Origin of the sequence: Pseudoalteromonas sp. NZS127_1, assembly GCF_015864295.1 — a bacterium.
Taxonomy (GTDB): Bacteria; Pseudomonadota; Gammaproteobacteria; order Enterobacterales; family Alteromonadaceae; genus Pseudoalteromonas; species Pseudoalteromonas arctica.
The window spans coordinates 1-12,596 of record NZ_JADYXO010000005.1; the positions used below are offsets into that span (position 1 = coordinate 1).

Consider the following 12,596-nt stretch of genomic DNA (forward strand, 5'->3'; position numbering starts at 1 on the left):
GCCAGCAAGCTACGCGATTTAACCACGGCGTCAAATTTTACCGGTAGGCGTGAAGCTTGCTCACGCGAAAAGCGCAGTTTTTAATATTTATTACTAATAGCTTACCTACTTATGGCTTCTCTAAAGCGCAGCGCCCTCTTAACCTCTTTGTGAATAAATAACTTATAAATCTATTTTTTGTAGGTATAACTTATTAAATGCGTTCACCGCCTGCTTTATAGCAAAACACTACATACAAAAATGCGCTCGAATTTAACGGATAGTCTATCACCTGCGAATGATAGCTTACTCCTATATATCCCCACTAATATATCGCTTTTTTCTTCCTTACTTAGGCGTTTATTGCTAACCTCGCGTTAACGTTTTTACTTAAACAAATTTTTGCTAACGGAATAATTATGCTCAAAAAAATATCACTGTTTATCGGGATGGCAATCAGTGCAAATGCTGTTGCTAAAGGTGGCGTGTCACCTTATTTACCTTTAAATCAAGCCCCTGAACTTGAGCACCAAGTACAACGACTTTTAGCTGTAAGTAAAAACACACATATTATGAGCAAGCCCTATAAAGCGCACGATATTTATAGAGTACTGCAAACAGTAAGGCATACTTACCCAGAACTATATCAAACACTTTCGTACCAACTTAGCCCTTACATTCAAAGCGACGCGGGTACATTTGCAAAAGTAACACTTGCTGCAGGCACAAAAGATAAAACACTACCTAACCAACGCGGCCAAACCACTAAAACCAACTTAATTGTTGAAGGCGGCGCTTACGCTAACTTCGGGCGTTATTTTGGTGTAAGTGTTGCTGGTATTGCCAACGAAGACGAAATATTACCTACACAAAGTTTTTTTTATCTTGGTAATAAATACGCGCAGTTAGATGTAGGTTACCGCGAACATTGGTACTCACCTTTTAACGACAGTGCCATGCTATTAAGCACTCAAGCTAAAACAACGCCTTCTATAACGCTTAGTAATGTAGAGCCAATAACCAGCTTTAATATTCGTTACGATATGTTTATAAGTAAAATGACAGAGCAAAGCGGAATTTTAAAAGAAGGTAAGCAAACAGGTGTGGCAAGAGTTTATGAACCAGGTAAGCCATATTTATTTGGCTTACATACTAGTTTTGCAGCAACCGATAATTTAACAATAGGCTTAAGCCGCTTAATGCAGTTTGGTGGCGGTCCGCGAAGCGTTACAATTAAAGATTTTACAGAAGGTTTTTTTAGCCCTGGCAGTAAGGATAACGTAGGAAGAGAAGATGCTGATGAGCTTGGAGAAAACTTTGAGCTTGGGGATCAATTAGGCTCAATTACTTTTGCCTACAACAATAGTATTTATGCGCTACCGTTCGAGTTTTATGGTGAAGTTGCACTTGAAGATACATTAGGTGGCTCTCGCAATAATGCATATAGCTTTGGTGTTTACTTACCGTTTATTGCTAACAACCACAGCTTACGGTTTGAACACAGTAATTGGCAAAAACTTTGGTATGCCAATGGTATTTATTTAGATGGCAACCGTAATTCAGGTAATGTAATTGGCCACTGGGCAGGTGATGAACACGACTACACCGACTACACTCCGGCTAAATCGATGAGCGTAAACTGGCATTGGCAATTAAGTAAAATAGAAAGCTTAAATACTACTATTCGTATGCTTGAAAATAAAAACGAAGGCTATAAAACAAGTTACGAACTGCAAACAGCGTATACACGCAAGTTGAGTAAACCAATAATGGGTGCTAAAAGTTGGGGAGCTGAGCTGTATCAAGGAAAGGATGTGTACGGGGAAACATTTGCTAGGTTAGGTGTATTTGCTAATTTTTAGTTAAAAAATACAAAAATCGGTGTTGTGCTAGCAATCCCGATTATTTTACGTTTATTACAAACCTGTAAGTATAGATATTGCTGATTTAATAAAATTCAACATTTACTAAATCACTCCTAATATCGTTTTTATGGTAAATAAAGCCAAGAGTTACTTACACTAGATCAATTTTTAATACCTAAATACTTGCCTTAAACCAAAGTAAGTTATCCCTATATTATAATTGGAAAACAGTTTGAAAATACAATCTTTACAAGTTCTTAGAGCCCTTGCCGCATGGCTAGTTGTGTACCATCATTACATGCAGATATTTCATAGTTTTAATTCAACTAGCTCAATCGGAGAGTTTTTTAGTAGTCGAGGAGGGTTTGGAGTTGACCTTTTTTTTGTACTTAGTGGTTTTATGATGTATTTAGCTGCATCAAGACCCTCAACAGATGGATGGTCATTTTTTATAAAAAGATTATTCCGTGTATTTCCTACGTATTGGTTTTTTACTGTCATCATTATTATTGCTGTTGCGTTAATTCCTAACGCCTTTATTTACAACCAATATACTGCTTATACATTGATTCAATCATTATTATTTATACCCCATGAAAATGTATCCGGACTGGGGGTTTACCCTGTTTTAACCGTTGGCTGGACACTTAATTATGAAGTTTTGTTCTACTCTATACTGGCTGTTTGTCTAGCTGTATTTAAAAGAAAAGGGATTTATATCTGCTGTGCGCTTATACTTTTGTTTCCTGTCGTATTTTATAGCTTTGATAATGTAACTATGTCTGTAATAAAAAGTCCAAAAATGTGGCAGTTTGTTTTTGGCATGGCTATTGGTTACATATTTTTAAAATATAAGATCATCGAAATACAGCTTTTTAAAACGGGGTTGATTTCATTAATAGCGGGAGGAATTGTACTTAGTGGCATTGTGGGATATGGGCTTATACATACAACAATATCTGCGAGTTTAATAGTAATTGGTTTTATATTGATTAATAACTTATTTAATGAAAAAAATTTACTGACGCAATTTTTAATAAAGCTTGGTGACTACTCTTATTCTACTTATTTAGCCCACATTTTAGTGCTTGGCGTATTATTCAACTTCTTTGGTAGTAATCCATCTCCTTTAAAAGAAGTTTTTGTTATTATTTCACTATCATTAACAACATATATTATTTCACATTATTCGTATAAATATATTGAAAACTCTAGCTTTATAAATACGTTAAAAGTAAAAATAATAAAAAAGTAAAACAACTTAAAAATGCGGCGCCAATACTTAAATAGCTTACAGCGCCGCTAATTACTAATACCTTTTATATATTAATTGTTTGCTCTACTTTACCTTTATATACTGATCAAAGGCTTTATTTAGCTTTTCATTTAGTACTGAAAGCTCAACTATTGCTTTTAAACAACCCACCTTATCGTCACAATTGTGCGAGGTGCCACTCATATGAAACGCTTCAACCATTTGTTGCGTCATTACTGCACCAGTAGCATTAGGTGATGTAATTGGCCACTAAGCAGATGATAAGCACGACTAAAAGCAACTAATCGATGAGCGTAAACTAGCATTGGCAATTAAGTAAAATAGAAAGCTTAAATACTACTATTCGTATGCTTAAAAATAAAAACGAAGGCTATAAAACAAGCTGCAAACTGCGTATACACGTAAGTTGAGTAAACCAATAATGGGCGCTAAAAGTTGGGGAGCTGAGCTGTATCAAGGAAAGAATGTATACGGAGAAACGTTTGCTAGGTTAGGTGTATTTGCTAATTTTTAATACTCTATAAAGCATAGAGAGCGAGGTATAAAACCTCACCTACAATACACACCCTGTAGGTGCGAATTTACTTCGCGCTTATCTAACTTAACTTTACCAAAAGCGACGTATAAAACCTCACCTAGGGGATATTAATTAACTATGTTATTAATTTTTACCATTAACAAAGGTATTTATATACTGAGTAAAATCTTTACCTAGCTTTTCATCGCGCATTGAGTATTCAACAATTGCTTTTAAATAACCTAACTTATCGCCACAATCGTGCGAAGCACCACTCATATGAAATGCTTCAACCGTTTCTTGTGTCATTAACGCATCAATAGCATCGGTTAATTGAATTTCGTCACCTGCGCCTACAGGCGTTTTAGCAAGTAATGGCCAAATGTTTTTACTAAGTACATAACGACCAACAACCGCAAGGTTTGAAGGAGCTAAATCGGTAGCAGGCTTTTCAACCATTGTTTTAATTGCTGCGCTCATACCTGGGGCAAGTTGCACACCGTTAATATCGGCAATACCGTATTTACTTACATCCTCCTGAGCTACAGGCTCAAGCATAATCTGGCTTGCTTGTGTTTCGCTAAAGCGCCTAATCATCGCAGCTAAGTTTTCAGTTTTTTGATCTGCTGTATATGCATCAAGTATTACATCTGGAAGTAACACTACAAAATCGTTATTACCTACAATAGGTTTGGCGCATAAGATTGCATGGCCTAAACCTTTAGCCTCACCTTGGCGTACACTCATAACTGTTACGTCTTGCGGGCAAATTGATCGGACTTCATCAAGCAGCGCACGTTTTACTCGTTTTTCAAGTGTGGCTTCTAGCTCGTAACTTGTATCAAAGTGATTTTCAATTGCATTTTTAGAACTATGCGTTACTAAAACAATATCTTTAATGCCAGCAGCAACACATTCACTAACAATATATTGAATAAGTGGCTTGTCTACAATTGGCAGCATTTCTTTAGGAATAGCTTTGGTCATTGGCAACATACGTGTACCAAGGCCTGCAACAGGAATAACAGCTTTCATGGGTAGTCCTTTATTTGTAAATTAATAATTTTTAAAGTTAATAGGTTTAAAATAGGTGGATGGTAAATAAAAAGTAACTTTCAGTAAAATTTAGATCACCAATGGTTTAATGTGTTTAGATTAACTAATCTAAACACATTAAAAAACACTGCCTCAAATTGAAAACAGTGTTTTAAATGACTTACAAGTTGTAACTTTTATTTATAAAAGTCTTTATACCACTTAATAAGCTCACTAACGCCTTGCTTAACCCCAACCTGCGCTTTATAGCCCGTCGCATTAAATAAATCTGTAGTGTCAGCATAAGTTTTATAAACATCGCCAGCTTGCATTTCACGGAAGTTCTTTTTAGCTTCAGTGCCTAGTTCAGCTTCAATGGCTTCAATAAACTCCATTAGGTTTATTGGGCTACCGTGGCCAATATTATAAACCGCATACGGCGCAGAGCTAGAAGCTGGCGAACCTGTTTCAACTCTCCAATCAGGGTTTGCAGCAGGTATAACGTCAGCAGCACGAACAACACCTTCTACTATGTCATCAATGTAAGTAAAGTCACGCCACATATCGCCGTTGTTGTTTATATCAATAGTGTCGCCGGCAAGTATTTTTTTAGTAAAAATATACGGTGCCATATCTGGGCGACCCCATGGGCCATAAACGGTAAAAAAGCGTAAACCTGTTGTAGGTAAGCTATATAAATGAGAATAGCTATGCGCCATTAGCTCATTCGCTTTTTTAGTTGCAGCATAAAACGACACAGGGTGATCAACACTGTCTGTTGTTTCAAACGGTGTTTTTTCGTTTAAACCATATACAGAACTAGATGAAGCATAAACCAAATGCTTAACTTTATTATTACGACACCCTTCAAGTACGTTTAAATGCCCTACTAAATTAGAATCGGCATAAGCATCAGGGTTTTCTATTGAATACCTAACACCGGCTTGCGCTGCCAAATGTATTACTTTATCAAACTGCTGTGCTTTAAATAGCTCGCTCATTGCTGGGCGTTCACTTATATCAAGCTTAATAAATGTAAACGCTTCATGGCTTTCAAACTGCGCTAAACGAGCTAGTTTTAAATTTACATCGTAATAGTCGTTAAGGTTATCAATACCAACTACAACATGGCCAGCCGCTAACAATTTTTGGCATGTTGCCGCACCAATAAAACCAGCAGCACCCGTTACTAAATATTTCATAATTTCCTAATCTTTAAGCTGATAAAGTTGAAAGTTGAAAGTTGAAAGTTGAAAGTTGAAAGTTGAAGACTAAAAGCCTAATCCCAAGTTTCAATAGTTTTCATTAAGGCAGATATCATTTTTGATAACTGCCTAGACTCTTCTATCAAAGCCCGTACTTTTACCTCAATGCCTTTAACTTTTAAAGCTATGCTTATTTGCTAACGCGCCAGCAAGCAAGGCATCTACAACAATAACACCGCAATTATACAGCGGAGCCGTAGGCGTGAAGCTTGCTCACGCACAAAAAAACCTAAACGCGCCAGCAAGCAAGGCGCCTTACAACAATAACACCGCAATTATACAGCGGAGCCGTAGGCGTGAAGGTTGCTCACGCACAAAAAACCTAAACGCGCCAGCAAGCAAGGCGCCTACAACAATAACATCGCAATTATACAGCAGAGTCGTAGGCGTGAAGCTTGCTCACGCGCAAAAAACACTAATTTCAACTATAAGCCTTTCACCTAATTGCTATTATTTTAATCAATCGCTACCAAATAGGTCGCGAGTATAAACTTTGTCAGCAATATCGCTAAGCTCTTCAACCATACGGTTAGATACAATAACGTCAGATATTTGCTTAAATTCATTTAAGTCTTTAATTACACGTGAGTGGTAAAATTCGCTTTCTTCAAGTACTGGTTCGTAAACTACTACCTCAATACCTTTCGCTTTAATGCGCTTCATAATACCTTGAATAGCAGAAGCTCTAAAGTTATCAGACCCAGTTTTCATTACTAAACGATACACACCAACCACTTTAGGGCTGCGTTTAATTATTGAGTCTGCAATAAAGTCTTTACGTGTCGTATTAGCATCAACAATTGCACCAATAATATTGTTTGGTACATTTGCATAGTTTGCACGTAGTTGCTTAGTGTCTTTTGGTAAGCAATAGCCACCATACCCAAACGATGGATTATTGTAATGGCTGCCTATGCGAGGGTCTAAACTAACCCCCTGTATAATTTGCTTAGAGTTTAAGCCATGTGCTTCAGCGTAGCTATCAAGCTCATTAAAATAAGCCACACGCATTGCTAAGTAAGTATTCGAGAAAAGTTTAATAGCTTCGGCTTCAGTTGAATCAGTAAAAAGGACTTCAATATCTTCTTTTATAGCACCTTGCTTAAGTAAGTTAGCAAACACAGTTGCGCGCTCACTTTGCTCACCAACAACAATACGCGATGGGTATAGGTTATCATATAGTGCTTTGCCTTCACGTAAAAATTCTGGCGAAAATATTAAGTTATTAACGCCGAGTTTTTCTTTTATACCTTGCGTAAAGCCAACAGGTACCGTCGATTTAATGACCATAACTGCATTTGGGTTATGTGCTGTAGCATCTTTAATTACAGCCTCTACAGAGTTTGTATTAAAGTAATTGTTTTCAACATCGTAATCTGTTGGTGTAGCAATAATTACAAAGTCTGCATTTTTATAGGCTGCTACTTTGTCGGTAGTTGCTGTAAAATTTAAATCACTACGTGTTAAAAACTCACTAATTTCGGTGTCAACAATTGGTGATTTTTTATCATTTAAAAGTGCGATTTTGTGTTCGTCAATATCTAATGCAACCACTTCATTGTGTTGTGCTAGCAACATAGCATTAGAAAGGCCTACATAGCCTGTACCTACTACGGCAATTTTCATATTAATCCTTTAAGATTAGTTAATAAGTAATAAAATGATTCTATCAGAGTTATAAATTAGGCTCTAGCTAAAAGGCTTTAGCTAAAATGTAACAACGAATGATATTACCCGGCGGTCTCAGAAATTTATCAAAGTTGCGCTTTTAAAGTGCATTAAGCCTTGAATTTATTTGTGAATAAATCACCTAAGGTTTTTTGCTTAATTGTAAAATAAAAAGTGGATGAATATCCTGATGAATGCGTTATTTGTAGGTGCGAATTTACTTCACACTTAAATAATTTATCTTTATAAAAGCGAGGTATAAAACCTCACCTACAATATATGCCCCTGTAGATGCAAATTTACTTCGTGCTTAAGTAATTTATCTTTATAAAAGCGAGGTGTAAAACCTCGCCTACAATATATTCACCCAGTCCGAATTTACTTCGCGCCAAAATAGTTTTACTTACTCGCTGAATATTTTTTTTCTGGTAGGTCTAATTTACGCCTAAAAAAGTTTATAATTTTACAGTAATTAATCAGTACAACTAAATAAGCTGCAAAAATAACTAAAAAACTATAAAACATTAAAAATTCTGGTATTACAAAAATCTCACCAATTATACCCACACCAGCAAAGGTTGCCGCAATTGAGCATATTAAAATAAGTGTTTGTGTAGGCGAGCAGCCTAAGCGTTGACATATATGGTGTAAATGTTCGCGATCGGGCTTAAACGGAGATTTACCTTGTTTAACACGGCGTATCATAATTGCAGCCATATCCATTAATGGTAATGCAATTAACCACAATGCGGTTACTGGGCGTATCATAGGGTTCCCCGGGGTTTGGCTTGCGCCAATTAATAGCCAAATAACAGTAAAACCAATCATCATACTTCCAGCATCGCCCATAAACACTTTACGCTCACGGCCTATAAGGCCCAAATTCATAACAATATAAGGGATCATACATACTACTAATAATAAGCATAAATAACTTAAGCTTTGCTCATTAGCCATACTCAATAAAATACCTATTGCACCAAATGTAACTACCGAAAGGCCACCTAAAAGACCATCTATGCCATCAACCATATTAAAAGCATTAATACAGCCTATAACGGCTAATACAGTAATTAACCCACCTACATAACCATACCCTAAGCTAATGTCACCAAACCCTAATATATCACCAAGTGAAACCAACTCTGCTTGAGCAAAGTAAATCATAGCTATAGATATAATAGTTTGTATCAGCATGCGTATTTTTACACTTAAGTCATACTTGTCATCTAATGCACCAACAATAGTCAAGCCAATAATGCAACACATATACAAATTAGCATGGTTAATCATGTTAGGATGCGAATAAATATATTGTACAATAGTGATGCATATAGCGACTCCCCCAACCAAAGGAATATTGCCGGTATGTATTTTACGGCCTGACGGTTTATCAACCAAACCTATTTTACGTGCAGCTTTTCGCATTAAAAACAACACAGCAAAAGCAATAAAAAATGTAAAAAGCAAATCTAAAATCATATAGTTCCTTAGTTCAATTTAACAATGCAAATCACTTTCATGTTTAAAATAAAGACTAATAGAATTTCTATCTTAAATATTTGTAAGCAAATTTTTTAATAACGGGAGGAGAAACTCTTAGAGTAAATAACACTAGAACATGAACTAAATTAGTTAAACTTCGATTATTCAAGTGCTTCATTGCATATAACCTAGATTTAAAGTCATTTATAGCTTTATTAAGCCCTCTCCTTTTATAAAAATTATCATCGATCCTGAAATCTAAAAGTGGTTTTTCAATATTAGAAAATACTTTACCTGCAGCAAGTAGGTCAACCCATAGGTAGTAGTCTTGTGTGTTTTTTAACTCAGATTTGTAACGAAAACCTTCTTTGCTAAATATACTCATCTTAAAAACAACTGTAGGATGATTAAAAGGACATTTTTTTATAATGTTTTTAACAAGTATTTTATGCTCTTGCACTGCTATTTTTTTGAATAAAAAACTACCATTTTCATTAATTTCATTCAAACCAGATCCTAGGACATCTACTTGTGGATTCTTCTCCAAATACTCAACTTGAGTTTCTAAACGCCTTGTATAAGATACATCGTCAGCATCCATCCGAGCCAAATATTTGAAACGATTCTCTGATGCGATTTTAATAATATCATTTAGTCTTTGAGCTAGACCTTTATTCTCTGGAAAGTAAAGTAGCACTATTTTATGATTACTCTCATAATCACGTAAACATGAACTAAGGTGTTTTCCTACTTGCCCATCTACGGCTATATAAAGTGTAAAAGAGGTATATGACTGATTCAATATACTTTCAATAGCCTCTTTAACAAACTTTGGGTTATCTGCACAATAAACTGACATTGCTACAGCCACAGTCCCCTTGTTCATAACTGATTTATCCCCAATGACTTTTGGGTTTCAAAAACCCAATATTCTTGAGAAGAGATGCTTCTCATTTTTCGAGTTGATTTACAAAGTTCATTGTAAAACTGAAAGTCGAATAACTTATTAACTTCGGATTCAAGGGCCCTATTATTTCCAGATGGAAATAATAGGCCATTTATCTCATGCTCCACAAAAGCCTTTACACCTCCAGCATCAGCAACAATAACAGGCCTACCTATTGCCCAAGACTCCATTATAACTCGCGGAAACCCTTCATAATCATTTTCAGAAGGAACTACAATTGCATGACAGTTATGGATATACGACTCAAGTTTATTATTTTTTATTTGACCTAAGAAGTTTATACAATCAGATTTTATGTATTTCTCCCTAAGGCTTATTAAAGCAGAACCTGACCCTATAATATCAAGCTGAATATTCTTCCCATCTTTTTTCAGTTTATTAATAACGTAACATAAGTTGTGTATACCTTTATCTTGCTGCACTCGGCCTATAAATAGCAAGTTAAGTTGAGTATCCATATCATTAATAGGGATAAATGAAGTAGAACGAGGTTTAATAGTTGAATCTACAAATTGATAAGTATTAGAGTTGTGAGCCTTACAAAAGTCATACAAGACATTGCCTGTGCAAAGATTAATTGTATTTGAGTTTTCTGATATTTTAACAAGCATTTTCTTCAACATTAGTGAAATAAAAAAGCCAAAAGCTTTTTCAAAAAAATTATATTTATCATTTTTCCACCCGTCTAAAATATTTGCACACATATGGTTATATACTTTAAAACCGCGTTCTAAAGCTAATAGTGAAAATAGCACACTTCCAATAGTAGGGTTTCTCACCCAAACAGGCTTTCCTATATGCTTATCTAAGATCAAATTAGATGACTTTTTCCAATTTTTATAAAAAAGAGGACTACGAACACACTTAAATATAAACTCTTTAGTGCTACTATAACTTGGTAGAACTTCTATCTTATCGACCGCACATATAGCGCTAGCACTACTAGCTCCAATGATATTATAGGTTTGTTGGGCGACAACACTGACGTTATCTTTCCCGAACATCCCTTGTATAAATGCTAGTGATGATTTATGCGAATAGGCATTATCTTTATCAAGATAGAATGGTTCCATAGTGCATGCTAATACTTTCATTTAACGTCGCTTTCTAATTGTGGTTTGCAAAAAATGAATAATTCTCTTCGGTAAATACTTTTTTATTAAAAAAGAAGCGTTATATTTTAGATAAGCATAAAACACCTTATTATTTACTGCGTATTTAAAGCCTTTAATATAATCTTGATGAGCAATAAAAGAACGCAACATTATTACTTTTTTGAATCCAACCTTAGATTTTTTAGTAAAATAACGTTCGTACAATTCAAACCATTTTTGTGAAAAAACATAGTCATTTTTTTTAGGTATTTGTATGAAATCATATAGTGGTTCATTTAATATATAAAAATGAGAACCAATCTCTTCAAGTGAAAAGCATAACTGATAGTCCTGGTGACGCTTCAAGTCATGAAATGGAGCTTTTAAAGCTAATGACTTTTCTAAGAATATACCACTAGTTTGAATTAGGCCTAATGAGTGAAAAATATAGTCGGAGACTTTTTCATTTTTTAAAATGCCTCTCTTTGGAACTATATAATCAATTTCATTATCAATAACTCTACATTTACTATACACAACAACATTTTCATCTTGATTTTCAACATTCAAACTTTTAAAAAACATTAGTTGTTTCATTATTTTGTCTGGATACCATTTATCATCATGATCTAAAAATGCAATATATTTCCCCTTGGACTCTTTAATACCTACATTTCGTGAAACCCCTCCACCTAAATTAGAAGTATTCTTTAAGATCTTTACTCTCTCATCATTTTTATATCTATTGATACACTTTACAGCTGAAACTGGAGATCTATCATCGATGATTATAATCTCAATATCTTTATAACTTTGTTCCAAGACACTTTTTATAGTAATATCTAAGTCAAAATAGCATTTAGAAAAAAATGGTACTATAACACTGACTAAATCTGACATTTTAATTGCTTTCCGAAATTATTCTTGCTGGTATACCAGCTACTGTTGAATGGTCAGGTATGTTTTTAGTTACTACAGCACCTGCTGCAACTATGCAATTACTTCCAATAGTTATACCAGGAAGGATAGTCACGGAGTGACCGATCCAAACATCATCCCCAATGACTACTTTCTCAGTAGTTATCGTCGACGATGCTATAGATTCACCAGCACGCGCATGGTGCATACTGGCTATCATAACGGCCGGACCTAACCGCACATGATTTCCTATTTCGACCCCTCCAATACAATCAATGATGTTATTCCGACCAAATCCTGAATTATTACCAATGATCAATTTTTCAGGGTGATAAATTTCAACATTTTCTTTTATTGTGATTTTTCGACCTGCTTTTTTAAAAAAAATCTTTAAACAATACCCTCTAATGTAATGCCCAACACGACCGGGAATAAACAGAAAAAAATACTGATAAAGAGACCATAGTTCTTCAAGTATAATTCTTTTTATTTTATTCATTTTTTCTTATCCAACTCATTTTGGTTAA

Annotated in this window: 11 protein-coding genes; 2 read left to right on the forward strand and 9 right to left on the reverse strand. The window is 35.0% G+C overall.

The annotated features are described in order from the left end of the window. Positions 1-398: 398 nt before the first annotated feature. Together I6F50_RS06435 and I6F50_RS06440 are read left to right on the forward strand one after the other, a co-directional pair. Positions 399-1,841, forward strand: coding sequence for a capsule assembly Wzi family protein (locus I6F50_RS06435; protein ID WP_197175670.1), 1,443 nt, complete (start codon positions 399-401; stop codon positions 1,839-1,841). Between the two features lie 235 nt (positions 1,842-2,076). Then, entirely contained in the window at positions 2,077-3,099 is a 1,023-nt protein-coding gene (locus I6F50_RS06440) for an acyltransferase (protein ID WP_197175671.1), read from the forward strand. An 84-nt stretch (positions 3,100-3,183) separates the two neighbouring features. On the opposite strand, the gene I6F50_RS06445 is transcribed toward I6F50_RS06440, so the two are convergent. The 9 genes from I6F50_RS06445 to I6F50_RS06485 all read right to left on the reverse strand — a co-directional run bounded on the left by I6F50_RS06445 (position 3,184) and on the right by I6F50_RS06485 (position 12,568). Continuing rightward, the gene (locus I6F50_RS06445; RefSeq protein ID WP_197175672.1) at positions 3,184-3,333 is read right to left on the reverse strand and encodes a hypothetical protein; all 150 of its coding nucleotides are present in this window, start codon (positions 3,331-3,333) and stop codon (positions 3,184-3,186) included. Positions 3,334-3,781: 448 nt separating this feature from the next. Next, on the reverse strand, positions 3,782-4,672 hold the full coding sequence (galU, locus tag I6F50_RS06450; RefSeq protein WP_197175674.1) for a UTP--glucose-1-phosphate uridylyltransferase GalU: 891 nt from the start codon (positions 4,670-4,672) through the stop codon (positions 3,782-3,784). Positions 4,673-4,869: 197 nt separating this feature from the next. Then, the gene (locus I6F50_RS06455) at positions 4,870-5,874 is read right to left on the reverse strand and encodes an NAD-dependent epimerase (protein ID WP_197175676.1); all 1,005 of its coding nucleotides are present in this window, start codon (positions 5,872-5,874) and stop codon (positions 4,870-4,872) included. Between the two features lie 522 nt (positions 5,875-6,396). Then, positions 6,397-7,563 (reverse strand): nucleotide sugar dehydrogenase, encoded by a 1,167-nt coding sequence (locus tag I6F50_RS06460; protein WP_197175679.1) that lies wholly within the window; start codon positions 7,561-7,563, stop codon positions 6,397-6,399. Positions 7,564-8,004: 441 nt separating this feature from the next. Beyond that, entirely contained in the window at positions 8,005-9,087 is a 1,083-nt protein-coding gene (wecA, locus tag I6F50_RS06465) for a UDP-N-acetylglucosamine--undecaprenyl-phosphate N-acetylglucosaminephosphotransferase (protein WP_197175681.1), read from the reverse strand. 67 nt (positions 9,088-9,154) lie between these two features. Continuing rightward, entirely contained in the window at positions 9,155-9,976 is an 822-nt protein-coding gene (locus I6F50_RS06470; protein WP_197175682.1) for a glycosyltransferase, read from the reverse strand. Beyond that, positions 9,973-11,151, reverse strand: coding sequence for a glycosyltransferase family 4 protein (locus tag I6F50_RS06475; protein ID WP_197175683.1), 1,179 nt, complete (start codon positions 11,149-11,151; stop codon positions 9,973-9,975). Before I6F50_RS06475 ends, I6F50_RS06470 begins: the two co-directional genes overlap by 4 nt. Further along, entirely contained in the window at positions 11,152-12,051 is a 900-nt protein-coding gene (locus I6F50_RS06480; protein WP_197175684.1) for a glycosyltransferase family A protein, read from the reverse strand. It lies immediately after the preceding gene. Between the two features lies 1 nt (position 12,052). Further along, positions 12,053-12,568 carry a DapH/DapD/GlmU-related protein gene (locus I6F50_RS06485; RefSeq protein WP_197175685.1) on the reverse strand — a complete coding sequence of 172 codons (516 nt, stop codon included), beginning with the start codon at positions 12,566-12,568 and terminating at the stop codon, positions 12,053-12,055. Positions 12,569-12,596: the final 28 nt, after the last annotated feature.